The following is a 24190-nucleotide window of genomic DNA, read 5'->3' as shown; positions in this document are numbered from 1 at the left end:
TTTGGGAATTGACCTAAGTCAAATTAAAAGGCTTGCTCCTGATCCGGCTAAGGCGTTCCTGCGAAATGCCTAAGTAGGAAGCTATAAATTTTAGGGGGATATTATGCACTTCATCAGGTTGCCTGTCATAAAGGGTGCGGTATATCTGCTCGGCTGTATAGGTTTTAAATTCAATATGCCGCCTAACCAGTACCTCTATATAATGTACCAGCATGTTGAGTGTAAAACTTTTTATTCCCGGGTGTGTTTCTGTCAACGCATCCAAAGTACTGCGATGCACCTTTATAATACTGCTTTGCGTGATAGCCTCTATTGTTTCGGTACTGTGCGAATTGGTAATAAAAGCATAAGGGGCAGTATCAATATCGCCTTTAAATGAAAATCCAATTATTACTTCCTTATCATTTATATAACGATAGGTGCGAAATGAACCTGACTGCACAAAAAAGAAAAAATCACATACCTGGCCTTCGCGTATTGCTGCCTCTCCGGGCTTTACCGTTACTTCTGTACCGTTATCCTTTAAAAGCGCTACCAGTTTTATAACCGATGTATCTGAAAGTATGTCAAGATCATTTTTTGGGTTTATGTACATGGCTGTTTTTTAAGCAAATGTATATAACTTTTAATGCCACATACTAAAAAAAGCTGCAATTTGCAGCTTTTTTTAGTAGTATATACTTTGAAAATTATTTCAATTTCTTCAATATGGCATTCAACGTGTGGCTTGGCCTCATGGCAGCATCTGTTTTATCAAAATCAGGATGATAATAACCCCCAATTTCCTGCGGCTTGCCCTGCGCCCCTATAAGTTCTTCATTTATTTTTGCTTCATTTTCAGTGAGTTCTTTTGCAATAGGATCAAATATAGCTTTTAATACTGTATCCTTTTGTTGAGAAGCAAGTGCCTGTGCCCAGTACAGGGCAAGGTAAAAATGAGAGCCCCTGTTGTCAATCTGTCCTATTTTACGTGCTGGGGATTTATCATTTTCAAGGAATTTTTCATTGGCATTATCCAGTGCTTCAGAAAGTACCAGTGCCTTGTCATTGCCAAAAGTTTGTCCCAAATGCTCAAGTGATACACCAAGTGCAAGGAATTCACCTAATGAATCCCAGCGCAGGTAACCTTCTTCTTCAAACTGCTGAACGTGTTTTGGAGCCGAGCCTCCTGCACCTGTTTCAAACAAACCTCCGCCATTCATCAGAGGAACAATTGAAAGCATTTTTGCTGAAGTACCTAATTCAAGTATCGGGAAAAGGTCAGTAAGGTAATCCCTTAATACATTCCCTGTAACCGAAATGGTGTCCTGCCCGTTTTTAATTCTTTGCAGGGAGAAGTTAGTAGCTTCAACAGGGTTCATTATACGTATATCCAGCCCGCTTAGGTCATGCTCTTTAAGGTACATTTCCACTTTGGCTATAAGTTCCCTGTCATGTGCCCTGTGGCTGTCCAGCCAAAACACAGCAGGAGTATCTGAAAGGCGTGCCCTGTTTACAGCCAGTTTAACCCAGTCGCGAATTGGGGCATCTTTTGTTTGGCACATCCTGAAAATATCTCCCTTTTGTACCTTTTGCTCCATTAGCGCATTGCCGCTTTTATCAATTACGCGCACAACGCCATCAGCATTAAGTTGAAATGTTTTATCGTGCGAGCCATATTCTTCGGCTTTTTGCGCCATAAGCCCCACATTAGGAACGCTACCCATAGTAGAAGGATCAAAGGCGCCGTTTTCTTTACAAAAATCAATAGTAGCAGTATAAACTCCGGCATAGCTCCTGTCCGGTATTATAGCTTTTGTGTCCTGCTGCTTGCCTTCGGCATTCCACATCTGGCCAGATGTGCGTATCATTGCCGGCATAGAGGCATCTACTATTACATCCGAAGGTACATGCAGGTTGGTAATACCATTATCAGAATTAACCATAGCCAGTGCCGGGCCGCTTTTCATAGCCTGGCTTAAAGCTTCTTTAACTTCGGCTTCCTGTGCAGTGCCTGCTATTTTTGCATAAACATCGCCTAAGCCGTTTCTTGTATCTACACCAAGCTCTTTAAACAGGCCTGCATATTTTTCAAAAACATCCTTAAAGTAAACTTCTACAACAGCACCAAAAATAATAGGGTCGGAAACCTTCATCATCGTTGCTTTCAGGTGTACCGAAAACAGTACACCCTGTTGTTTTGCATCCTCAACCTGTTTTGATATAAATTCCTTTAAAGCCTGCATGCTCATTACTGAGCTGTCTATAATTTCTCCTGCCTTTAAGGGGGTACTTTCCTTTAAAACAGTTACAGTACCGTCGTTTGCAGTAAATTCAATTTTTACATCATCAGCATCCTGCATGGTAACTGATTTTTCACTACCGTAAAAATCACCATGATCCATACTTGCAACATGCGTTTTTGAACCGGATGACCATGCGCCCATAGAGTGTGGGTGGGCCTTGGCATAATTTTTAACGGCTTTGGGAGCCCTCCTGTCCGAGTTGCCTTCCCTTAGTACCGGATTTACTGCCGAGCCAAGTACTTTGGCATAGCGTGCCTTTATTTCTTTTTCTGTATCGTCTTTAGGTTCTTCCGGATAGTTTGGCACATTGTACCCCTGCGATTGCAACTCTTTAATAGCAGCTTTAAGCTGAGGTACAGATGCTGATATATTAGGCAGCTTTATAATGTTGGCTTCTGGGGTTTTTGCAAGCTTACCCAGTTCGGCAAGGGCATCACCTTGCTTTTGGGTTTCGGTCAGGTTTTCAGGAAAATTGGCAAGAATCCTGCCGGCAAGCGAAATATCCCTGGTTTCAACTTCAATACCAGCCGGTGCAGTAAACGCCTGAACTATGGGCAGGAAAGAGTGGGTAGCCAGCATTGGGGCTTCATCAGTTATCGTGTAAAAGATTTTTGATGCTTTTGACATTGTTTAAGGTTTTTTAATTCCTGCTTTTACGGCAGGCTGATTACTAGTTTATTTGTTTGTAAGGCTGCTTTACCAAAGATTTAAAAGGCCGTAAAACAAATGTTAGCCCTATAAACCTCAATTAAAAGCAAGGCTCGCAAATATAGGAAAATCTAAACGAAAAGCCCAGTTGCAATTTGGTAAAAAAACGATTGAGTATTTAAGTTATCACTAATTTTTTACTTAAATATTTAGGCTGTTTCATGGCAAAAAAAATCCCCCTGCAGGTACAGGAGGACTTTTGGTATTGATTGAAATAAGATTATCTTCTTCTTTCTTTGATTTTTGCTTTTTTACCGGTAAGATCCCTAAAGTAGAAGATACGCGCCCTGCGCACTTTACCTCTTTGGTTAACCTCAATTTTTTGTAAAGCAGGCATGTTTAGAGGGAAGATACGCTCTACACCTACAGAACCTGACATTTTACGGATAGTGAAAGTTTGTGTAATACCGGCACCTCTTTTTTGGATAACTACACCTTTAAAGAACTGTGTCCTGGTTTTTTCACCCTCTTTAATTTCGTAATAAACAGTGATTGTATCACCTGAATTGAACTCCGGAAAATCTTTTTTCGTGATGAATTCGTCCTGAACAAATTTTACTAAATCAGACATGATTTCTAAATTTTAAAAGTTTGAATCAGAGCAACATACACGATTATCGCCAGAGGTTGGTCCGAAAGTGGGTGCAAATATAATAAAAAATATTATTGTTCAAATTTTTTTAAATAAAAGTAATATTCCTCTCTTTATATTATATGCTATTACAGCAGGTCCGGCCTTCGGTTTTTGGTATGCTCTATGGCCATATCCTCCCGCCACTTATCTATATTGGCGCTATGCCCGCTTAAAAGCACATCGGGCACCTTCCAGCCTTTGTACTCGGCAGGGCGTGTATATACGGGAGGTGCCAGTAAGTTATCCTGAAAGCTGTCGGTAAGGGCAGAGGTTTCATTACTTAAAACCCCCGGAATTAATCTTATTAAGGCATCAGATAAAACTGCCGCAGCCAGTTCGCCACCTGAAAGCACATAATCGCCTATGGAAATTTCCCGGGTAATAAAATGGTCGCGCACGCGCTGGTCAACTCCCTTATAGTGCCCGCAAAGTATAATAATGTTTTTGAGTAGTGACATTTGGTTTGCCATGCCCTGGTTTAGGGTTTCACCATCGGGAGTCATATAGATAACTTCGTCATATTCCCTTTCGCTTTTTAGCTTGGATATGCAGGCATCAATAGGCTCTATCATCATTACCATGCCGGCACCGCCGCCAAACTGGTAATCGTCAACATTCTTATGTTTATTGGTGCTGTAGTCCCTAAGATTATGAAGATGTACTTCCACAATCCCTTTGTCAATAGCCCGTTTTAATATCGAGGCTTCAAAAGGGCTGCGCAAAAGCTCGGGCAATACTGTTATAATATCAATACGCATTCGGTAGTTTTAAAGTTTGAGGTGCAAAGTTAAAAGTTTTAAGCATAGTAAGCAGGCAAAGGCAAAAGCAACCGGATGAGAGTTTATTACTATGCTGTACTTTATTGCTTGCCAATTACAACTTTGGCTAAGTTTTTAAACCCCAAATTGTTTCAGGTGGTGGTCAAGGTGCTTCCATTGCAGGGTATCCCATTCTTGCATGGTCATTTCCCCAAAAAACGGATGTTTGGTAACTTTAATTGCAGCATGGCCTTCATCGCTAAATGTTTTTACAAGGGCAATAAGGTTTTGCTTTTCTGTTTCAAAATCGGGTTCATGGGTAATTTTGAACTCCTTGATAGTTGGGAGGCTGTGACGAAAAGGCTGTGCACCCGCCATTTTCTTTTTCGCCATTTTACCAAACAAAAAACTGATTAAATTCGGCTTTAATACTAATGTACCCCTGGAAACATTAATTGGCTGCTGGCAATGCAGCAGCATTTGGCTTACCGTCATTTTTCCCCATTCCGAAAGGCTGATAGGTGTTAGTTTATTAATTCGCTGTATTACAAGCTGGTTAGCATCTGGATTAAATAAGCTTTGCATGTGTTTATTGTTGATGATTAATGATTGCCCAAAAGTAATAAATAAACACTTTTGTTGTAAAACTATCTGCAAAAGCAAGTTTAAGTTTACTATTTGAATATAGTTTTAATGGATTATTAGTGCCTTAATTTCCTATATTAATTATTGTAACGTAAATAAAATACTATATCTTTAGTTTTTTATAAAAGAATACGCATGGTAACCACCGTTATTGTAACCCTTTGTATACTGCTGCTTATTTCCTATTTTTTTGATATAACAACGCGATATTCAAAAATTCCTACTGTTATTTTGCTCCTGTTGCTGGGATGGCTTTTAAAATATTTCAGTCCTTATTTTTCTATAGATGTGCCTAACCTGCAGCCTTTACTCCCTTACCTGGGAGGGTTGGGCTTAATTCTTATTGTACTGGAAGGTTCGCTGGAGCTTGAGCTAAACCGCAGCAAACTGCATATACTTAAAAAATCAGCACTTATAGCCTTAATACCTCTTGTAATTATTGCAGTTGGTGCAGCGTCAGTATTTTATTATTTTTTCGGGTATTCCTTCAGGGAGTCGCTCATTTCCATCATACCGTTTTGTATTATAAGCAGCTCTATAGCTATTCCCAGTGCTATTAACCTTACTAAGGAGAAGCGTGAATTTATAATTTATGAGAGCAGCCTGTCGGATATTATTGGTGTAATATTTTTCAACTTTATCGCTTTAAACGAAACATTTAACCTTAATACCACTTTTCTGTTTTTTGGGCAGTTTGGTATTGAAATTGTAGTTTCACTGGTTGCTACTTTGCTACTGGCCTATTTATTGGCAAGGATAGACCATCATATTAAATACGGGCCGATAATAATTTTTTGCATACTGATATATGAAGTATCAAAAGTTTATCATTTGCCGGCATTGCTTTTTATACTGTTTTTTGGCTTGGTATTGGGTAACTTAGATGAACTGCGTAACGTTAAAATTTTCCGCAGGTTCGATTTAGTAAAATTAAATAAAGAAGTGTCGCTTTTTAAGGAAGTAGTAATAGAAGCCACTTTTATTATAAGGTCATTATTCTTCATGGTTTTTGGATATGTAATAGAAACAGAAGAAATAATAGACATTGAAGCACTGCCTTTCTCACTTTCTATAGTGCTTGCCATATACATACTGCGCATACTATTCCTGAAATGGGGTAAAATGAGCCTGCAGCCTTTATTTTATATTGCGCCCCGTGGGTTAATAACAGTATTATTGTTTTTAAAGGTATCGCCCGACCAGCAGATACCTGTACTCACACAATCAGTGGTGGTGCAGGTTATTTTACTGACAATAATAATTATGATGTTTGGTATTATTTTCGATACAGGCAAAAAAGACAAGGAAGCCCCGGATAATAAAGAGGCACTACCTATTCATTAAAAACATCATCCGGTTTTTCCAGGTTGTCCAGCTTTTGAATGTACTCCTGCGGCAAAAGGCTTAGCCCATACTGGTAGGAGGCATTCATCCACCCGAAACCTGACTTGGTAATATAGGCAAATTCGGTTCCTACATTGCCGTATTCGGCATATACTTTATGTGTCTGGTTTACTACATCATATTTTTCGGGAATGGTACCATTATAATCAACCGCATTTTGGGTGATAGTCCAAAGCCAGCGGTAAACCATTTCGCGTGCTTCATTTTCATAGCCATACCTGGTCAGACCTTTCCAAAGCATCATTTGGTGGGGTGCCCAACCGTAGGGATAATCCCATTGCCTTTGTACATCATTGGTTGCATATTTATCTGTAGATTCTTTTGTTGAAGCAAGAAATCCACCCTCTGCCTTTAATTCCTGCATAAGTACTTTTACAAGTTTATCGGCTTCTTCCTGCGTGCATAGTCCTGCCCAAAGCGGGAAAAAATTTGTAGCCGACATAAAATCCAATTGCTTACCGGTTTTAAAATTATAATCGAAGTAACAATTTTTTTTCTCGTCCCAAAGGTATTTATGCATCAGTGCTTTACGTTTCTCTGCTTTATCATGCCAATATTCCGGTGTATAGGTCCTGCCATTCTCTGCAACAAAACCATCTTTAAAATAGGTACCTATTAAAAACTCAAAATCCCTTTCGTATTTATATAATAACGAATTTACATCAACACAATTGAGGTCAGCCGCCCTGTCATCCAGCCTCCAGGTGGTATCATGGCCGCTTTCACGCATAGTCCGGTCATGAACAAAATACATATCAAGTTCTTTATCTTTTATTTCACCGGTTTTATATTTTTCCTCAAACTCATTTACCGGTAAAGCATATTTTTCAGCATATTCTTTTAAGATAGCCTTAAAGTGGCCGGGTTCTGTTTCCGGCGGAATACCAATACCTTCGGCATGATAGCGGTTCAGTCCGTTTTCGGTAAGCCTGCCGCCGGGCATCATCCATACCTCTTCATATTCCTGTATTGCTATTGAAAGCGATTCGGCCAGCCATTTTTTGTCTTTGCCAATCATGGCTTTATATACCTTCCTGATATATGAAGTAAGAAACGGGGGTTGGGTACGCGTAAGGTAGTAGGAGCGGTTGGCGTTAAGTATTTTTCCGTAATGTTTTATCTGGTAGCAAAAATTGTCAACCATACCTTTGGCAAGGTCCAGCCTGTGGTCCAGCAATAACCCTATCCCCTCAAAATAACTGTCCCAGCCATACATTTCATTAAACCTGCCTCCGGGCACAACAAAAGGAACTCCCTTACCGTCTTCAATTTTAAGGGCAAGTATTCCCGGTTCGTTATTAATGGATTGTACATATTCAGGCGTTATCTCTTTTGGAAGTATAACAATATCAAGGTTAGGCCTTTTTTTCTGTAATGAGCTAAAATAAGCCCTGCCTACTTCATCATCATACGGAATATAAATGCGCTGCCTTTCATCATGCATTTTTTCGTCGCCCATAATGCGGTTTAGGCCCTCTTCGTCTATAGTTCGGGTAAGGTCGTCCCAAAACTGGTTTTTTATCCTTCTGGATATACGTTCGGCAGGGGGTTCCTGTATGCGGCTTAAGGTTATAAGCACGTTTTCCTGCCTGTCTTCATGCGCAATGGCAAGTTCCTGTAAAAGGTTGCTTAAATAATAAGTGTTTCTTATTATAACTGTGTCGCCTTTGGTGCTCACCATAAAATAATCCTTATTGGGAGCATCATCTTTGGTTATCTTTTTATCTCCATCTGTATCATAACCTGCAAGCAGTTCGTTTAAAGTTTTTTCTACAGGGAGGTCAAATACTGTTTGGCTTTCAACAAATTTCGAATTACAGTTCATAAACATTAATAAGCATAGCGCAGCAACTGTAACATTTACACCGCGCCTGATTTTTGGGGTTAATATATATTCTAATCTTACTTTTCTCACTACAAATTCTATGCTAACTCCATTAAATATAGTAAGTTTTTGAACACAGATAAAAAAAAATTTAAGGTATGTGAAAAAAAATCTGGTATTAGAATTTTTGTATTATATTAGCCGCTTAATTATATTAAACTTAACAAATCAAACCATGAAAAAAATTTTTACTATCTGCGCTATTATGATTATGAGTGTTTCATTCGCTCAACTAAAAGTTTCTGAATCTAAAGCAAGCGATACAGAACTAATAGGTTCAATAGCACCAATGGGTCAGCTTTGGGCTAAATTAGAAAAAGAGCAAGGTATATGCATTTTGACGTATAGTGATACAAAATTCCAACATTCTGATGTATATAAATTTTTTATGTTCAAAGAATCTGATTTAGATGCCCTTTACGAATTAATTACATCTTACGAAGACGTTGAAAAGGGAGATACAAAGTCAGTTCAATTGGAAGCGGGAAGCGAGCTGTATATTTATTACAATAAAATGTTAGGGAAAATATATCCGGTAATTTCTCATATTCAATCAGGCGTTACAGGACAACTTCCCCAATTAAACAAAAAGCAATGGGCAAAATTATTTGGTAAAAACAATAAATAGAGAGGATAATTCTAATAAAAAAGCCCGCTAAAAGCGGGCTTTTTTATTAAGTGACCACGAAGGGGTCAGAATCTATTTTGAAACGTGTAGGTTTACGGGAGTTTTAGAGTTATTAAAAAACGTAGGGGTCAGAATAGGGGTTTTTAGCTCATTTTGAAGCATACTTCATCCATATATGACATATCCATCGGGGTCAACAAATACCTGCGGGCTATCATAACATAAGTATAAGGCGACCATCGTCTTGATACTTCCGCCAATGGGTCAATATTCATCCAGCGGCCTATGGCTGGGTTATAATTCCTTGCACCGTAGTCGTACATGTTAAGCCCTAACTCATCTTGGTACTCCTTACCGTTATATTACTGATATGCTAAATACTTATCAATAATAGGGAAAGCCTCAATAATTTTGCATTAAAATTCGACTCATAAACCTAAACGCTAGGCTCGCATAGTTTGCTAATATTTTAACCCAAAAGCAACAATTCACTTTCCATTGTTAATGCAACAATAACATATATTGTAGTCCAATTTATGCTCTATTGATATAATGAACTCATTCTTTAAATTTTTGCTATTAATTATTCTCGCTATTATTCTATATTTCCTCAATAGAAATAAAAACAATAGCGATTCAAATTTTGATGATTATGATTTTTAGCATAATATTACGACATATGGACGGTTTAATAAACTTATTTTATTCTTTTAAAAGTATTAATTCCTATTTCGAAAAATAAGGTAGTTTAAAGTAAATTTTTCTTGTAACAAAATCATAATCTACTTTAGTATTTGTACTTTTTTCAAGTAGTATACCATATATAGTATCATTACCTTTTCTTCTCGGAGCTATATCAAAAAGAACATCATACTTCAGTTTACTATATATAGGATGCTGACTAAATACAACAGACATACTATTTACTGTGTCCCATTTAATAAGTGCTTCATTTTCAAAATTAGACTTTAAATCTTCTCCTTTTTTAGGAATAAGGACATAAACATCACGATCTTGAAAAATAGGCTGTTTTAAATAAAAATGTATTCGATTCACATCTGAATAACTTATAGTATCTTTCATTCTTATTAGCTTGTAATAATTTCCTTCGGATAATGTGTCTGAGTTTTTATCTAATTTCCATGACTGATTAAGATATTCTTTATTTCCTATATCCATATATTCGATTATTTCGTTTAAATATCCCTTGGGACTATACAAGTTCCATTTACCAACTCTAAAATTATCTTTTAAAAGCCTACCTTCTCTTTGTAATTTTCCATTAATAAAAAAATCTTTTTCATAATATGCTTCACCTTCTTTCCACCACTTCACTGCTTTAACAGCAGGCTCATTCTCGTAGTAATAAATAGATGAATCTATAAGCATCATTTCATCAAATATTTCTATGGATTTTAAATTACCATTATTGTAATTTTCTTTCACTGTCATTTTATCGTTACAGGAAATAAGAAATACAGTAAAAAGTATAAGAAATATTTTTTTCATTAGTGCGTTGGTGTAATATTGAAGTGTGTATGAGGTTGTATCGTTATCTGCTCCTGCAACGTTGAAAGGCTCACTAGAGCCAGTTTTTACAAACCTTTCAATCCGTTTACTGTCAGACATTCCTTTCTTAAATTTCTCGGCTACTTTTTTAACCTTCCCTCGAGAACTTGTAGCTTTTTTATATTTATTAGGCCCACCTACAGTAGCGAAACTACCAGCTTGTTCAATACCACTTGCATCCATCATATCCACATCATCATTATCCTTCCCTCTTTCTGCTCTTCTAATTAGGTCCTGACCTCCCTTAGCACCCCCACTACCAGTCAGTACTGAACATAAATCCTCCTAATTTACTTTAAAGTTTTTTTATTGCTTTACCTATAGCACGTACATCACTTTTAATATCCGCTTTAACTTTTTTCTTACAACACCAACCTTAGTAATTGTGGGGCTGACAGGGTGTAGTTGCTTTGGTAATATTGAAGTTAGTAGTGGTACATTGGGTTTGGAAGCGGTTATAAAAAACCTACCCAAAGGTGGTTTTCAATTTAATGGTCAATTTCTATCTGACACCATTCATTACCAGAAATTTCTATTTCCAATAACTGCTCACCGTCTTCTTCATAGAAATCTAAACTAATTTCATTAGATAAATCTTGTAGTATAAATTTTATGAAACCTGCATGTTCATCAGTAAAATTGAAATTAATATTAAAATCATTGATACTGTTTAGTTTTAATAGTCCACAATCTTTAGCATAAGTTGTATATAAATAGCTGGGTCCATTTTTAATATTGATAAGCCTTCCAATCAATATTAAAAGTTTTTCTTTATCATTAAAATTAAGCATGATGTTTTTTGAAACATCATGCTTAATCGTATTTATTAAGTCGCTTTTCTCAATAGATATTAATTCCTGCGGCGTTACTTCAATATTAGTTAAAGTATTTAATTCTTTTAAATATTCTGGCAAGTACTTTTTGCCAAATAAACGCCTTTTTTTTTTGTTCATTTGTCTCCATTAATAGTCTACTTTAGATTTATCATTTTGAAGTTTTGGCCTTCCATGGCTATTAGTTCTAGTGTTTCCATAGGCATCTGTTTTTACTTTACCAGCTTCCCAATGGGATTGACCTTGGTGACTTCTATCCATAGTTTGTTGCTGAACTGATTTTGTTTGTGTTCCACCTCCCTCTTTCGGCGCGTCATAAGTGTACTCTCTACCTGATGCATTTTTAGATTGAGACTTTGGTTGTTGACTAGTAGGAATTCCTTCTTTTCTCATTATTTTCAATTTCTTCATCTGTAGGTTTTCTTCCGATTGTGGCTTCCAAAGTTAATTCATCGAGTCGCTGAAAATTGAAATCAATGAACGGATTAGTATTATCCAAGGCAAAGTACAGACCTTTTTCACGTTCATTTGTTCCGTCCAAATTTAGACAGGTATGGATTATTGCATCAGTAAGATAGTGCGTATTCTTTTTGTTTGCTTCGCGTTCAAGACATAGTTTACATAAGGACATAGTTTGGTTGTTTATAGGATTGTTAAAAGTAAATTTAAAAAAGAATTTCTTAAGAATGCTTGGTTTCTTGAAACAAAAAAAACAGGATTTAACCGTGCTTATAGTTTTAAAAGCAATAAATGTCAGGAAGCAACCTCTTCTTCCATATCAATAAATGCTGCTTCCATTCCGGCGAATTTCTGTGATACTAAATCCATGTCCTTACTAATTTTCTGACTTGTGATCTTGGCATAAATCTGTGTGGTGGAAATATTTTTATGCCCCATCATTTTGCTAAGGCTTTCAAGTGGCACACCTTCAGTGAGGAACATGGTAGCAAATGTGTGACGTGCAGTATGGAAGGTTACTTTCTGTTCTGTAACAATTTCCGCTTCCTCTATCAATTTCTTTACATGACTATTACAAGTAGCATTGGATGGAACAGGAAAAACATACTCATTACGGGTAACGCCCCTGTATTTCTCAATAATACGTTTGGAATTTCCAATAGGCGGACGTTTGAAGCAACATCTGATTTTTTCCTTCTGCTAATGATCCATTGGTGGCCATCAAAGAGAGACTGTATATTGCTCCATTTCAGCTTTTGAATATCAATATAGGAAAGCCCTGTAAAGCAACTGAAAATAAAGAGGTCTTTTACAAGTTCGTATTTGGATTTGGACGGTTTGAGAAGCATTAACTTTTCTACATCCTCTTTTAAAAAATAGCTGCGATCAGTTTCCTCCATGCTGATTTCATAATCTTAAAAAGGGTTTTGTCGAATCAAGCCTTTTTTAATTGCCAGTTCCGCCAAAGCAATAACCGGCATGGTATAAACCCAAATCGTATTATGTGTACATCCCTTATCTATACGAAGAAAGAAATCGAACTCCGGATAAAGTCTGAGGTAAGTTCCCGAAACGCCATATCCTCCCTGTGATAGCGTTCCCTGATAAATTCGGACAGGTGATTGTAAACGGTCTTGTATTTATTGTAGGTGTTTTGAGAACGTTTGCCCTTGCTGACCATTCTTTCAAAATCCTCATTCTGGTCTTTAAACACTTTAAGGATGGCATCATCCATTACGCCAACTCCCAAAAATGATAGCTTTACTTTTTGTGCAGTTGCAAAGCCTTCATCTTTGAGCATATCATCGTAAATCTTATTGATACGCACCCGTATATTATCCAATTTAAGATTGGTACTCAGTGCCTGGGCACTTTTACCCAAAACCCTTCCGTGCTTTAAATCCCAATTGTGTGGGTTGATGTCGAGTTTGGTACTAAGGATTTTGGTGTTCCGTCAATAGTGATACGCCCCATAACAGGGACATTCCCGTTCTTCTTAGGTTCATTCTTCTTCAGGTAGAAAAGCAGCTTGAACGTGGATCTTTTCTCTTGTTCCATAACTCAATTGTTTAACATTTAAAATTAACTTTCATTGAGTTACAAGGGAATATGAAAAGTGGTGCAAAAGACTGAAATATAAACTGTTATATTATCATTCGGTTGGTTCAATTCACTAACGATTTAGTAACCTAACCTTGTTATTTTAAGCCTAAAACTTGTCGGACACCTACTTCCAAATTTTGCCTCACGTTTTATAAACCACTGTATATGAACGGTCTTAACCGTTTTGCTTATTTTTGCTTTCGTCTAATATTTTTTATTAAAAAGATTCAACAGGTTTTATTACAGATAATAGATTCAAAAGGATTAACAGATTTTGTAGAAAATGACAATTACGTATTTGGTGTAAATGCTGGTTGCATAGATAAAAGAATAGATACTACTGATCAAGTAATTCTTAAAAGAATAAAAAAGTCTAAAATAGTAATGCTTGATAAAGCTCTTGATACTTACTTAGAGCTTAAAGAAAATATAAAAGTTGTTAATTGGAATTGGGAATCTGGTTATGGAGGTTCGGCTTCTGGAAAAGGAATTGTTAAAAATTATTCAACATTCTCTGTACCAAATTTAAAATATAAGGTTGTTTATAAAGATAAAAATGGTAATGAAATTACAAGTGATGATGGATATGTTGATTATAATACTCTAGATTCAGGAGAAAGTAAATCTTTTTCATTTTATACAAGTTATGTTGGCAATGCTTCAAGAGCATCTATTGAATTAGTTTTTGATGAGGATTTAATATTCAAATATATTGCAAAAAAAGAATGGTCTGGAAAAGAGTGTAATGAATATTTTGAGAAAAATCCTGAAAAGCTAAAAGAGCTATAATTACAATACTAATTGCATTTCCAATCAATTATTCTCCAACACCATAACTTCTACCCTGCGGTTAGCGGCGCGTTCTTCCTCATTCTTTTCGGGCAGGGGGTATAAAGGTTCGGTTGTGCCTAGCCCTTCAAAAGTAACACGTTCCCTTGCTATGCCGTTCTGCCTTAAAAACATGGCAACTGCCTTTGCCCGCTGGTAGGACAATTTTTTTGGGTCGCCCTGCATGCAGCAAATATGGCCCACCAGTTTTATTTTAAGTTGTGGGTTAGTGCGCATAATTTCCAAAAGCTCAAAAAGCCTCGGCCTGGAATCGGGCACTATGGCAAAAGTGTTTTCAAAAAAGTTCAGGTTTTTAATCTGTAGTTTTTCGCCCGGCTTAGCTTCGCCCACCCGCTTCATAAAATCAACATCAAGCTTTACTATTTCCTCATTGCCCCTTGGGTCGCGTATGGTTATTTCATCGCGGTAAACCACAGGTGCTTTTTTAACAGGTGGCGGGGTTATGCCCAGTATTTCGTTTTCCCGGCCAAGGTCTTTCTCCCGCAGGTAATATACCGTTACCTTACGGTTCTCGGCTTTTACGGGCGACATTTTATGCAGTTTACCGAAACTACGGGTTTTAAAGTCATCGCGGGTTTTTACCTTATCCTTCACAATGCCATGCACATGGCTTACCCTGCGCTGTGCCAGCGTATCGTTTAGCCCTATACTGCCATCTTCATCGGTATAGCCGTTAATGGCCAGTATTTTTGAACTTTTATTGGCTTCTGCCCAGGCATATAACCGGTCAGCCTCAGCTTTTTTAAGTTCAAATTTATTACTGTCAAAGTAAACCGAAAACTGTTCCTGTGCCTGTGTAAAAAAAGGAAACAGCATAAATATATATAAGTATATTATTGCTTTTTTCATAACCATGAGAACGAAAGTAACCAATTATTTAGTATGCCATGCCAATTTCGTGCCGTATTTTTGCCGAAACCTAAAAAACCATACGCTTTTGGATAACCAGAAAGAACAGCTTATTAAGCTTGCGCATACCAAAATGCCTTTTGGCAAGTATGAGGGGCGTTACCTTATAGACCTGCCGGAATATTACATAATGTGGTATAATAATAAAGGCTTTCCCAAAGGGCAGCTGGGGCAGCAGTTGCAACTGGTTTATGAGTTAAAGCTAAACGGGCTTGAGCATCTTGTGCGCAATATACAAAAGCAGTTCCCCAAGCCGTAACAAAAACCAACTTCAAGATTTATCTGTTGCGGTAACAATCGCGCACCAAATTGATAGATAACCAGATTAATTTCATTATTTTTGCCTCGTTTTTTAAAACAGCAACAACAACACAACAACAATAAAGCATAATGAATCAAACGAAGTATATTTTTGTTACGGGCGGCGTTACATCATCCCTTGGTAAGGGGATAATAGCGGCGTCATTAGCAAAATTATTGCAGGCAAGGGGCTACAGGGCTACCATACAAAAATTTGACCCTTACATTAATGTTGACCCCGGAACGCTTAACCCTTATGAGCATGGCGAATGTTACGTAACTGATGACGGTGCGGAAACTGACCTTGACCTTGGGCATTATGAGCGTTTTTTGAATGTGCCTACGTCCCAGGCAAACAACGTAACTACAGGGAGGGTTTACCTTTCGGTTATTGAGAAAGAGCGCAGGGGCGAGTTTTTAGGTAAAACAGTACAGGTTGTACCGCACATTACCAACGAGATTAAAGAGCGCATGCAGCTATTAGGCAATTCAGGTGATTATGATATTGTAATTACCGAAATTGGTGGTACTGTGGGCGATATAGAGTCGCTGCCGTATATAGAATCTGTAAGGCAGTTGTTATGGGAGCTTGGCGAAAATAATGGTATAGTAGTTCATTTAACGCTGGTTCCTTACCTTGCTGCTGCGGGCGAGCTTAAAACCAAGCCAACACAGCACTCGGTTAAAACACTTATGGAAAGCGGTATTAAAGCTGATATACTGGTTTGCCGTACAGAACATGAATTATCTTCGGAATTAAGGCAGAAACTGGCTTTGTTTTGTAATGTAAAAAGGGAAGCGGTTATACAGTCGATAGACGCATCTACTATATATGATGTGCCTAACCTTATGCTTGAGGAAGGGCTGGATAAAGTTGCGCTTAAAAAGCTTGACCTGCCGGAAAAAAATACACCCGACCTTGTGCAGTGGAACCAGTTCCTTTTCAGGCTTAAAAACCCTAAGCACACAGTTAATATTGGGCTTGTGGGCAAGTATGTGGAGTTGCAGGACAGTTATAAATCCATACTGGAGGCATTTATCCATGCAGGTTCGGCCAACGAAACGAAAGTAAATGTAATAAGCGTCCATTCTGAATATATTGATAAGGACAATGTTGCCGAAAAGCTTTCAGGGCTGGATGGTATACTGGTTGCACCGGGCTTTGGCGGAAGGGGAATAGAAGGTAAAATTGAAACGGTGCGCTATGCAAGGGAAAACAATATCCCGTTTTTTGGTATCTGCCTGGGTATGCAAATGGCGGTTATAGAATATTCACGCAATGTTCTTGGGCTGGCCGATGCCAATTCAACCGAAATGAATGAGCACACGCCTCATGCTGTTATCAATATAATGGAGGAGCAGAAAAACATAACCGATATGGGCGGTACAATGCGCCTTGGTGCTTGGAAATGCCAGCTTGAGGAAGGTTCGCTTGCCGGTGCCATATACGGAAAGAAAGAAATTATGGAGCGCCACCGCCACAGGTATGAATTTAACGGGAAATACAAAGAACAGCTTGAAAAAGCTGGGCTTAAAGCATCGGGTATTAATCCCGATACAGGGCTGGTTGAGATTATAGAGCTGGAAAACCACCCGTTTTTTATAGGTGTACAGTATCACCCTGAATATAAAAGTACTGTTGCCAATCCGCACCCGCTGTTTGTAAAATTTATTGAGGCTGCGGTAAAAGGCAAATGCTAAGAGTAACAATTATTTTAATAAATGGAAGAAAAGAAGTTAGACTTTAAGTCGATTGCCGGGTTTGTTTTAATAGGCATTATCCTTTTATGGATGATATACAACCAAACGCCTACCCAGGAAGAGCTTAATAAGGAAAAAGCCAAAAAAGAGCAGATAGAAAAGGCTAAACAAAAACAGATACCCGAACAAAAAACGGCTTCTGTAATGCAGGACAGCACGCTTAGCGATTCTGTAAGGATTGAAAAGCTTAAGGGCTCGCTGGGTGCATTTGCTTACAGTGCTTCGCTGCCTTCCGCTAAAAATGGTATTACAGAGCTTAAAAACCCGCTGGTAACATTGCGTATATCCAATAAAGGAGGATATATAGCTGAAGCCAACATGAATAATTTTGAGCAGTTTAAAAAAGGCTCTAACGAAAGGGTTGAGCTTATAAAAAATAATAATGCCAATTTTAACCTGCAGTTTAAAACTAAGGATAACCGCATCCTTAATACCAAGGATATGTACTTTGAGCCTGCTAAAACCAAAGAAGGCGAAAACGAAGTACTAACCATGCGATTAAAGGCAGGGCCTAATGAATTCCTTGAGTATCGTTATGTGCTTAAGCATAATGATTATATGATGGATTTTTCAATCCGCACGCAGGGGCTTTCGCAAATAGTGGATACATCCCAGCCAATGGATTTGGAGTGGCAGCTTAAAGCCTACAGGAACGAAAAAAGCGTTTCATATGAAAACAGGTACACTGAGCTTGTATATGAATATGAAGAAGGTAAGGACGATTATTTAGGACAGGGTAAAAACGAGGCTGAGAAGGCAGATAATGTTACTTATATAGCTTACAAACAGCACTTTTTTACTTCGATACTGCTTACAGATACCCCTTTTAAAACCGCCGACCTTACTTCTGAAAACCTCGTGAAGGACGAAAAGCAGGATACCATATTTACCAAAAATTTTACCGCCAAAGTGCCGCTGGAGTTTAAAGGCGGGGAGCTTAGCTATAATATGAACTGGTATTATGGCCCGGCAGATTATAAGATACTTAATGAGTATGACCGCAACCTTGATGAGGTTATGCCTTTGGGTTGGGGTATTTTCGGGTGGATAAACCGTTATATTTTTATTCCGGTATTTACACTGCTAAGTTCATTTATCCCTTATGGTATTGCCATTATATTATTTACCATCCTGGTAAGGCTTGTAATGTCGCCAATTACCTATAAATCCTACCTTTCACAGGCAAAAATGAAGGTGCTTCGCCCTGAAATACAGGAAATAAATGAGAAGTACAAAAAAGACCCTATGAAAAAACAGCAGGAAACCATGAAGCTGTACAGCAAAGCGGGCGTAAGCCCAATGGCCGGCTGTCTTCCTGCACTTATGCAGATACCGGTTTTTTATGCATTATTCCAGTTTTTCCCTTCATTCTTTGATTTAAGGCAAAAGAGTTTCCTTTGGGCAACCGACCTTTCGTCTTATGACTCAGTACTTCATCTGCCATTTTATATACCGTTTTATGGCAACCATGTAAGTTTATTCCCTATACTGGCATCAGTAGCCATATTCTTTTACATGAAAATGACAACGGGCGACCAGTCTATGGCACAGCCACCGCAGGAAGGCATGCCGGATATGAGCAAGATAATGAAGATAATGATATATATATCACCTGTTATGATGCTTATTTTCTTTAATAACTATGCATCGGGCTTAAGTTTGTATTACTTTATCTCCAACCTTATTACAATTGGTATTATGTATGTAATTAAAAACCATATTGTAAAAGAGGATAAAGTACATGCCATAATACAGGAGAACAAATCCAAGCCAAAAACGCAAAGCCGTTTTCAGCGCAAAATGCAGGAAATGATGGAGCAGGCACAGGAACAGCAAAAAACAAGGCAAAACAAGAAATAAAATAAAAGCACCCAAAGGGGTGCTTTTTTACTATTTTGCATGGTTTATGCATAACAATAAAAACTTATAATTAGAGTTTCAGATTAAAAGCACAGATTTATGAAAATCCGTTTTTCTTTATTGTTGATATTACTTTTCGGCATTATAAATGTGGAAGCACAGCAAATTAATAAAACAGATAATCAGGGCAAAAGGCACGGCCTGTGGAAGGGTATATATGAGGATACTAAACTGCCGCGATATGAAGGCACTTTTAACCATGGGAAGGAAACAGGCGTTTTTAAATTCTTTAATAATGACTCAGTGTCGTCACTTATGGCTACAAGGGATTTTTCCTTAAAAGACGGTTCCTACTATGTTGTTTTTTATGGAGAAAAAGGGAAAAAAGCCAGTGAGGGGAAAGAGGTAAACAAGCAGCGTGTGGGTGAATGGAAATTTTACCACCCGGGCAAGGAAACCATTATGCTTACAGAGCATTATACCAAGGGGCAGCTTACAGGTGTAAGGAAAGTTTATTTTGCTAACGGGAAAATTGCGGAAGAAGCACAGTATGCCAACGGGGTTAGAAATGGGGTTTATAAAAAATATACAGAAAAAGGGCTTCAACTGGAAGAGTCGCATTATAAGGATGGAAAGCTGCATGGGCACGCCATTTTTAAAGACAGCCACGGGCAGGTGGTTGCAGAAGGCGATTATAGTAATGGCGCAAGGGTGGGGCAATGGAAGTTTTATGAAAACGGCAAGCTTGTAAAACAGGAGGATAAAGGCGAAGCAGGGCAGCGTAAATAATTTTGTTGTAATTTTGCAGCAGAATTCAGAATATTTAAAATGAAACGTGTAGTTGTAGGATTATCGGGAGGAGTTGATTCCAGTGTTGCGGCATACCTGCTTAAAGAACAGGGATATGATGTTGTTGGGCTTTTTATGAAGAACTGGCATGATGATTCGGTTACCATATCCAATGAATGCCCTTGGCTGGAAGACAGCAATGATGCTTTACTTGTAGCTGAGAAACTGGGCATCCCTTTCCAAACAGTTGACCTTAGCGAGCAGTACAAAGAGCGTATAGTGGACTATATGTTTAACGAATATGAAAAAGGGCGCACGCCTAATCCTGATGTGCTTTGCAACCGGGAAATAAAATTTGATGTTTTCATGAAAATTGCCCTTGGGCTTGGTGCCGACTATGTAGCAACAGGGCACTATTGCCGCAAGGATACTATAGAAAAAGACGGAAAACAAATACACCGCCTTTTAGCCGGAGTTGACGGTAATAAAGACCAGTCCTATTTTTTGTGCCAGCTATCGCAGGAGCAGCTTGCTAAAGCATTATTTCCCATTGGGGAGCTAACAAAGCCGCAGGTGAGGGATATAGCTGCCAAAATGGAGCTTGCCACCGCCGAAAAGAAAGATTCGCAGGGTTTATGCTTTATAGGAAAAGTAAGGCTGCCCGAATTTTTGCAGCAGCAGCTACAGCCTAAGGAAGGATTAATTTATGAGGTGGATGCCAATGCAGCCGCTTATAAAATTGACATACCAAAATTCAGTAATGTAAAAGAGCAGTTGGCCTTTGAAGCCAAGAATCTTGATTATACCCCTGAAATGGGCAAAATGGTAGGTAGGCACCAGGGAGCACATTACTATACCATAGGGCAGCGAAAAGGGCTTAACGTGGGTGGTACAAAAGAACCGCTTTTTATAATTGCCACAGATGTAAAAACCAATGCCATATACACAGGGCAGGGGCACAGCCACCCGGGTCTTTTTCGCAGGGCACTGTTTATCCAGGAAAGTGAGATACACTGGATAAGGGAAGACCTGGCCTTAAAAGATGGTGAAACAATGGAAGTTATGGTGCGCATCCGTTACCGCCAGCCACTGCAAAAAGCTATATTGCACAGGTTTGATAACGGCATGTACATTTCATTCAATGAGCCGCAAAGCGCAATAACCGAAGGGCAGTTTGCCGCCTGGTATATTAACGATGAACTTATAGGCAGTGGAGTAATTTCATAAACTTTTAAAGTATAAACAATAATGCCATCCTGATGATTTTCAGGATGGTGTTTTATTTCCCAAATTGCAGTTGCCTTGCAGCCTTTACAATTTTTTCCGACAAGGTATTAAGCCATACAAGTTGCTCAATTACAAGGTTAGCTTCCTGCATCCTCAGCCTGAACTCTTCCTCATGGGTTAATTCGGTTTCCCTGAGTTCGCGTGCCCTTATATTTTTGAGTTCTGTAAAGCGCATGGCAAGTTCCTCTTTATCGGCAAAATTAACTTCAGAAGCTTCTTCACCCATATTTATCAGCATAACTGCATTATCCATATTTTTAGTTACTGCCTGTACTACTACATTAAAAGCTTCGGAAGCCTTTGATGTTTTTCGGGATTGTATATAAGTTCCCAATGATGCGAGTGATGATAGTAAGGTATGGTTAAGTACTGCCAGCTTATAAACCTGCTGCTGCTTTTTTTGCTTTGACTTGGGTTCCTGCGCCATGCGCTGGTAGGAGGCCATAAAATTCCCTAAAGCTACAAAAGCATTTTTACGGGCCAGCCGGTATGAGGTGGGCACCCCCTCTTTTTTATTGTACATAAGCGAAATTTCCTGCAGATAATCCCTGTTGGCCTCAATAGATTTTTTAATGTGGGCTGGCATATTTATAAATTCCCAAGAAGGCCAAAAGAAATAATTGGCTCCAAAAGCAAGCAGTGCCCCAACCACAGTATCAATAATGCGGTACTGTATTACATGGCTTATATCAGGATTAAGCATGCTATACACAAATATTACATATATGGTTACAAACGTTGCCCCAATGCGGTAGTTTATAGCAGTAAAGGTAAAGCCCATTATCATGCATACTATAGCCAGTGTGCCTGTAATAACAGGATGGTGCACAAAACTTAAAAATGCAAAAGCTATAATGCCGCCTGTAATGGTACCTATAATCCTTTGGTAAGACCTTTGCTTTGTAAGCCCATACCCCGGCCGCATAATAACCACTATGGTGAGCAAAATCCAGTACACATTTTGCAGCGGGAATATAAGCCCTATAATAAAGCCCATGGCAATAGTCAGCGTGAGCCGTAGCGAAAGTCGGAATATTGTAGAAGAGAAGCTAAGGTTTTCCCTTAATATCCGGAATGGGTAATATTCCGGTGCAAGGAATTTTTCAAGGTCTTTATCACGCCCTTTCAGGTCTTTAAAATTCATGTTTAGCGTAAATGCACGCTCTATAATCTTAATTTTCTCTACTTGCTTTTCGGCATAATGCAGCATGTTGGAAAGCATCCATACCCCTTCCGAAGCTTCTTCTTTTCCTAATGCGCTTTCATAATTTTCAATAGCTTTTTCAAAGGCTTCAATATCCTGCAGCAAGCTGTGCTTTGATGTATATTTTTTTTTCTTCTCAATGCTTTTGGAAATTTTCTTTAGCGTTGCGGCAAGGTTATAGGCAAGGTTTTGGTAATTGCCAATTACTTTAGGGTAGGCACTGAATTTTTGTTGCAGCTTGCTGTGGTCAAACGAGGTGGAAAGTGCTATTTCCAGTATTTCCACCAATGATATAAACACGAGCAGCATCCTGCGGTTCCGGTTGGAATTACCTGCGTTAGATCGGTTCCTGATAAGTATTTCACGCAGGTTTTCGTGTATGGTATTAATTTCTACCTGTAAGTTAAGTTGCTTTTCAATTATACTGCCCCTGTCTGCTTCGGCATCCCAAAGGTCGCCACGAAGTTTCATGTATTTAGCTGTCAGCTTCAGGCATTCGGCAATTTGCAGTTCAGTGTACCTGTGTGGGTTCAGGAAATTAAAAATCATGGAAACAGTGGTATAGATAATACCACCACATAACACAAGCCCGGTATGTGTTACCACATTCCAGCCTGTTTTTATATGCCCCGTTGCCAGTGCTATGGCCAGCAGGCCTGAAAACGACACCATAGTTGCCCTTTGACCGTAAACCGAAATCATGGAAAGGAAAAACACCAATAGGGTAACCACCGGATAAAAAACTGCCGGAAAAGGATATAAAAGATTAACCAAAAGGGTACACCCTGCCACAATCAGCGCAGTGGTAAGCAAGCCTTTAAGCCTGTGTTGGCTGTTGCTGGGTATATCAGCCGGATAAGTAAGGAAAGCACCTATGGCTATGGTAACACCTGCTTCAAAATAAGCAAGCCGCGAAAGTATAAGCACCGGCAGCGCAGCCGAAAGTGTAACTATCAGTGCTTTAGAAAAATTATAGCTATCGGTAAATTGCCTTATTTTTTCAATCATTGGGCAGGTGTTAGTAACAAAGGTAATAAATGGTATAGTTATTAAACACAGATTGCGTTAATTCTCACAAAAAATTAGCATCTGCTGTTTAGGGCAACAAATACCTGATAAATTTTAATTTATTATTTTTGCGCACGATTATTGATAAAGGAAATTTATATTCCTTAAAAATTAAAAAGTTAAACAATGATATTACCTATTATAGGATACGGAGACCCTGTGCTGAGGAAAAAAGGTGAGGAAATACCTAAAGATTATCCGGAGCTTAAACAGCTTGTGGATAATATGTTTGATACCATGTATAATGCCTATGGCGTTGGGCTTGCAGCTCCGCAGGTAGGGCTTGCTATCAGGCTTTTTGTAGTAGATACCACCCCTTTTAGCGAAGACGATGACCTGACGAAAGAAGAACAGGACAAGCTTAAAGGCTTTAAAAAAGCGTTTATCAATCCTGTAATTGTAAAGGAAGAAGGCGAGGAGTGGGGTTTTAATGAGGGCTGCCTTAGTATTCCTGAGGTTCGCGAAGATGTTTACCGCAAGGAAAAAATAACCATTGAGTATTATGATGAAGATTTTAATAAGCACACCGATGTATATGACGGCTTAATTGCCAGGGTTATACAGCATGAGTATGACCACATTGAGGGGATTTTGTTTACAGATAAAATATCATCGCTAAAAAAAAGGCTGATACAAAAGAAACTCCAGAATATTATGGAGGGCAAAACAAGGCCTGATTATAAAATGAAATTTGTTGCTAAAAAAGGCAGATAATTTTTGATTTTAAAACCAAAGATTGCATATTTGCTACCC

Annotated in this window: 21 protein-coding genes and 1 pseudogene; 9 read left to right on the top strand and 13 right to left on the bottom strand. The window is 38.5% G+C overall.

From position 1 onward, the window contains the following. Positions 1 to 13: 13 nt before the first annotated feature. The 5 genes from GSF09_RS04725 to GSF09_RS04705 form a co-directional block, all read right to left on the bottom strand. Complete coding sequence (locus GSF09_RS04725) at positions 14 to 595, bottom strand: Crp/Fnr family transcriptional regulator (protein ID WP_159799787.1); 582 nt, start codon at positions 593 to 595, stop codon at positions 14 to 16. A gap of 94 nt (positions 596 to 689) precedes the next feature. Beyond that, positions 690 to 2912, bottom strand: a complete 2223-nt coding sequence (locus GSF09_RS04720; protein WP_159799786.1) for an NADP-dependent isocitrate dehydrogenase — start codon at positions 2910 to 2912, stop codon at positions 690 to 692. Positions 2913 to 3213: 301 nt separating this feature from the next. Next, positions 3214 to 3564, bottom strand: coding sequence for a 50S ribosomal protein L19 (gene rplS, locus GSF09_RS04715; protein ID WP_159799785.1), 351 nt, complete (start codon positions 3562 to 3564; stop codon positions 3214 to 3216). 149 nt (positions 3565 to 3713) lie between these two features. Beyond that, on the bottom strand, positions 3714 to 4385 hold the full coding sequence (trmD, locus tag GSF09_RS04710; RefSeq protein ID WP_159799784.1) for a tRNA (guanosine(37)-N1)-methyltransferase TrmD: 672 nt from the start codon (positions 4383 to 4385) through the stop codon (positions 3714 to 3716). A gap of 135 nt (positions 4386 to 4520) precedes the next feature. Then, the gene (locus GSF09_RS04705) at positions 4521 to 4970 is read right to left on the bottom strand and encodes a DUF1569 domain-containing protein (protein WP_159799783.1); all 450 of its coding nucleotides are present in this window, start codon (positions 4968 to 4970) and stop codon (positions 4521 to 4523) included. Between the two features lie 195 nt (positions 4971 to 5165). Between GSF09_RS04705 and GSF09_RS04700 the strand changes: the two genes are divergently transcribed. Beyond that, complete coding sequence (locus GSF09_RS04700) at positions 5166 to 6374, top strand: sodium:proton antiporter (RefSeq protein WP_159799782.1); 1209 nt, start codon at positions 5166 to 5168, stop codon at positions 6372 to 6374. Here the strand turns inward: GSF09_RS04700 and GSF09_RS04695 are convergent. Continuing rightward, positions 6364 to 8259 (bottom strand): trehalase family glycosidase, encoded by a 1896-nt coding sequence (locus GSF09_RS04695; RefSeq protein ID WP_201309331.1) that lies wholly within the window; start codon positions 8257 to 8259, stop codon positions 6364 to 6366. The genes GSF09_RS04700 and GSF09_RS04695 overlap by 11 nt on opposite strands. A 235-nt stretch (positions 8260 to 8494) precedes the next feature. Between GSF09_RS04695 and GSF09_RS04690 the strand changes: the two genes are divergently transcribed. After that, positions 8495 to 8947 carry a hypothetical protein gene (locus GSF09_RS04690; protein WP_159799781.1) on the top strand — a complete coding sequence of 151 codons (453 nt, stop codon included), beginning with the start codon at positions 8495 to 8497 and terminating at the stop codon, positions 8945 to 8947. A 143-nt stretch (positions 8948 to 9090) separates the two neighbouring features. On the opposite strand, the gene GSF09_RS13770 is transcribed toward GSF09_RS04690, so the two are convergent. From GSF09_RS13770 to GSF09_RS04665, 5 genes and pseudogenes are all read right to left on the bottom strand, one after another. Further along, positions 9091 to 9270 carry an RHS repeat-associated core domain-containing protein gene (locus GSF09_RS13770; protein ID WP_236564845.1) on the bottom strand — a complete coding sequence of 60 codons (180 nt, stop codon included), beginning with the start codon at positions 9268 to 9270 and terminating at the stop codon, positions 9091 to 9093. 403 nt (positions 9271 to 9673) lie between these two features. Next, a complete protein-coding gene (locus tag GSF09_RS04680; RefSeq protein WP_159799780.1) occupies positions 9674 to 10702 on the bottom strand; it encodes a hypothetical protein in 1029 nt (342 codons plus the stop codon). A 302-nt stretch (positions 10703 to 11004) separates the two neighbouring features. Then, positions 11005 to 11469 carry a hypothetical protein gene (locus tag GSF09_RS04675; protein WP_159799779.1) on the bottom strand — a complete coding sequence of 155 codons (465 nt, stop codon included), beginning with the start codon at positions 11467 to 11469 and terminating at the stop codon, positions 11005 to 11007. 9 nt (positions 11470 to 11478) lie between these two features. Beyond that, positions 11479 to 11760, bottom strand: a complete 282-nt coding sequence (locus GSF09_RS04670; protein WP_201309330.1) for a hypothetical protein — start codon at positions 11758 to 11760, stop codon at positions 11479 to 11481. A gap of 342 nt (positions 11761 to 12102) precedes the next feature. Next, a pseudogene (locus tag GSF09_RS04665) lies at positions 12103 to 13365 on the bottom strand (site-specific integrase). 210 nt (positions 13366 to 13575) lie between these two features. Here GSF09_RS04665 and GSF09_RS04660 point away from each other — a divergent pair. Beyond that, positions 13576 to 14199 carry a hypothetical protein gene (locus tag GSF09_RS04660; RefSeq protein WP_159799778.1) on the top strand — a complete coding sequence of 208 codons (624 nt, stop codon included), beginning with the start codon at positions 13576 to 13578 and terminating at the stop codon, positions 14197 to 14199. A 24-nt stretch (positions 14200 to 14223) separates the two neighbouring features. On the opposite strand, the gene GSF09_RS04655 is transcribed toward GSF09_RS04660, so the two are convergent. Then, positions 14224 to 15075: an OmpA family protein gene (locus GSF09_RS04655; RefSeq protein ID WP_159799777.1), complete on the bottom strand. Its 852-nt coding sequence runs from the start codon at positions 15073 to 15075 to the stop codon at positions 14224 to 14226. 121 nt (positions 15076 to 15196) lie between these two features. Here GSF09_RS04655 and GSF09_RS04650 point away from each other — a divergent pair, with 121 nt between their 5' ends. From GSF09_RS04650 to mnmA, 5 genes are all read left to right on the top strand, one after another. Then, entirely contained in the window at positions 15197 to 15427 is a 231-nt protein-coding gene (locus GSF09_RS04650; protein ID WP_159799800.1) for a DUF3820 family protein, read from the top strand. A gap of 131 nt (positions 15428 to 15558) precedes the next feature. Continuing rightward, complete coding sequence (locus GSF09_RS04645; protein ID WP_159799776.1) at positions 15559 to 17169, top strand: CTP synthase; 1611 nt, start codon at positions 15559 to 15561, stop codon at positions 17167 to 17169. A 21-nt stretch (positions 17170 to 17190) separates the two neighbouring features. Beyond that, entirely contained in the window at positions 17191 to 19089 is a 1899-nt protein-coding gene (yidC, locus tag GSF09_RS04640) for a membrane protein insertase YidC (RefSeq protein ID WP_159799775.1), read from the top strand. A 99-nt stretch (positions 19090 to 19188) separates the two neighbouring features. Then, complete coding sequence (locus GSF09_RS04635; RefSeq protein WP_159799774.1) at positions 19189 to 19878, top strand: toxin-antitoxin system YwqK family antitoxin; 690 nt, start codon at positions 19189 to 19191, stop codon at positions 19876 to 19878. 39 nt (positions 19879 to 19917) lie between these two features. After that, the gene (mnmA, locus tag GSF09_RS04630; RefSeq protein WP_159799773.1) at positions 19918 to 21105 is read left to right on the top strand and encodes a tRNA 2-thiouridine(34) synthase MnmA; all 1188 of its coding nucleotides are present in this window, start codon (positions 19918 to 19920) and stop codon (positions 21103 to 21105) included. Positions 21106 to 21157: 52 nt separating this feature from the next. On the opposite strand, the gene GSF09_RS04625 is transcribed toward mnmA, so the two are convergent. After that, positions 21158 to 23377, bottom strand: a complete 2220-nt coding sequence (locus GSF09_RS04625) for an FUSC family membrane protein (RefSeq protein WP_159799772.1) — start codon at positions 23375 to 23377, stop codon at positions 21158 to 21160. Positions 23378 to 23563: 186 nt separating this feature from the next. Here GSF09_RS04625 and def point away from each other — a divergent pair, with 186 nt between their 5' ends. After that, positions 23564 to 24151 (top strand): peptide deformylase, encoded by a 588-nt coding sequence (gene def, locus GSF09_RS04620; protein ID WP_159799771.1) that lies wholly within the window; start codon positions 23564 to 23566, stop codon positions 24149 to 24151. The last annotated feature ends 39 nt before the right edge of the window (positions 24152 to 24190 follow it).

It is taken from the genome of Flavobacterium sp. MK4S-17 (assembly GCF_009848495.1).
Lineage (GTDB): Bacteria > Bacteroidota > Bacteroidia > Flavobacteriales > Flavobacteriaceae > Flavobacterium.
This window is presented reverse-complemented; position numbering and strand designations above follow the sequence as displayed.

Coding starts and splice junctions, on each gene's coding strand:
- GSF09_RS04695 (WP_201309331.1), bottom strand. CDS start 8,259: ATGAACTGTAATTCGAAATTTGTTGAAAGCCAAACAGTATTTGACCTC.
- trmD (WP_159799784.1), bottom strand. CDS start 4,385: ATGCGTATTGATATTATAACAGTATTGCCCGAGCTTTTGCGCAGCCCT.
- GSF09_RS13770 (WP_236564845.1), bottom strand. CDS start 9,270: ATGTACGACTACGGTGCAAGGAATTATAACCCAGCCATAGGCCGCTGG.
- GSF09_RS04680 (WP_159799780.1), bottom strand. CDS start 10,702: ATGATGGATGCAAGTGGTATTGAACAAGCTGGTAGTTTCGCTACTGTA.
- rplS (WP_159799785.1), bottom strand. CDS start 3,564: ATGTCTGATTTAGTAAAATTTGTTCAGGACGAATTCATCACGAAAAAA.
- GSF09_RS04690 (WP_159799781.1), top strand. CDS start 8,495: ATGAAAAAAATTTTTACTATCTGCGCTATTATGATTATGAGTGTTTCA.
- GSF09_RS04725 (WP_159799787.1), bottom strand. CDS start 595: ATGTACATAAACCCAAAAAATGATCTTGACATACTTTCAGATACATCG.
- GSF09_RS04635 (WP_159799774.1), top strand. CDS start 19,189: ATGAAAATCCGTTTTTCTTTATTGTTGATATTACTTTTCGGCATTATA.
- GSF09_RS04720 (WP_159799786.1), bottom strand. CDS start 2,912: ATGTCAAAAGCATCAAAAATCTTTTACACGATAACTGATGAAGCCCCA.
- GSF09_RS04700 (WP_159799782.1), top strand. CDS start 5,166: ATGGTAACCACCGTTATTGTAACCCTTTGTATACTGCTGCTTATTTCC.
- GSF09_RS04645 (WP_159799776.1), top strand. CDS start 15,559: ATGAATCAAACGAAGTATATTTTTGTTACGGGCGGCGTTACATCATCC.
- GSF09_RS04705 (WP_159799783.1), bottom strand. CDS start 4,970: ATGCAAAGCTTATTTAATCCAGATGCTAACCAGCTTGTAATACAGCGA.
- GSF09_RS04655 (WP_159799777.1), bottom strand. CDS start 15,075: ATGCTGTTTCCTTTTTTTACACAGGCACAGGAACAGTTTTCGGTTTAC.
- GSF09_RS04625 (WP_159799772.1), bottom strand. CDS start 23,377: ATGATTGAAAAAATAAGGCAATTTACCGATAGCTATAATTTTTCTAAA.
- mnmA (WP_159799773.1), top strand. CDS start 19,918: ATGAAACGTGTAGTTGTAGGATTATCGGGAGGAGTTGATTCCAGTGTT.
- yidC (WP_159799775.1), top strand. CDS start 17,191: ATGGAAGAAAAGAAGTTAGACTTTAAGTCGATTGCCGGGTTTGTTTTA.
- GSF09_RS04660 (WP_159799778.1), top strand. CDS start 13,576: ATGAACGGTCTTAACCGTTTTGCTTATTTTTGCTTTCGTCTAATATTT.
- def (WP_159799771.1), top strand. CDS start 23,564: ATGATATTACCTATTATAGGATACGGAGACCCTGTGCTGAGGAAAAAA.
- GSF09_RS04670 (WP_201309330.1), bottom strand. CDS start 11,760: ATGAAGAAATTGAAAATAATGAGAAAAGAAGGAATTCCTACTAGTCAA.
- GSF09_RS04675 (WP_159799779.1), bottom strand. CDS start 11,469: ATGAACAAAAAAAAAAGGCGTTTATTTGGCAAAAAGTACTTGCCAGAA.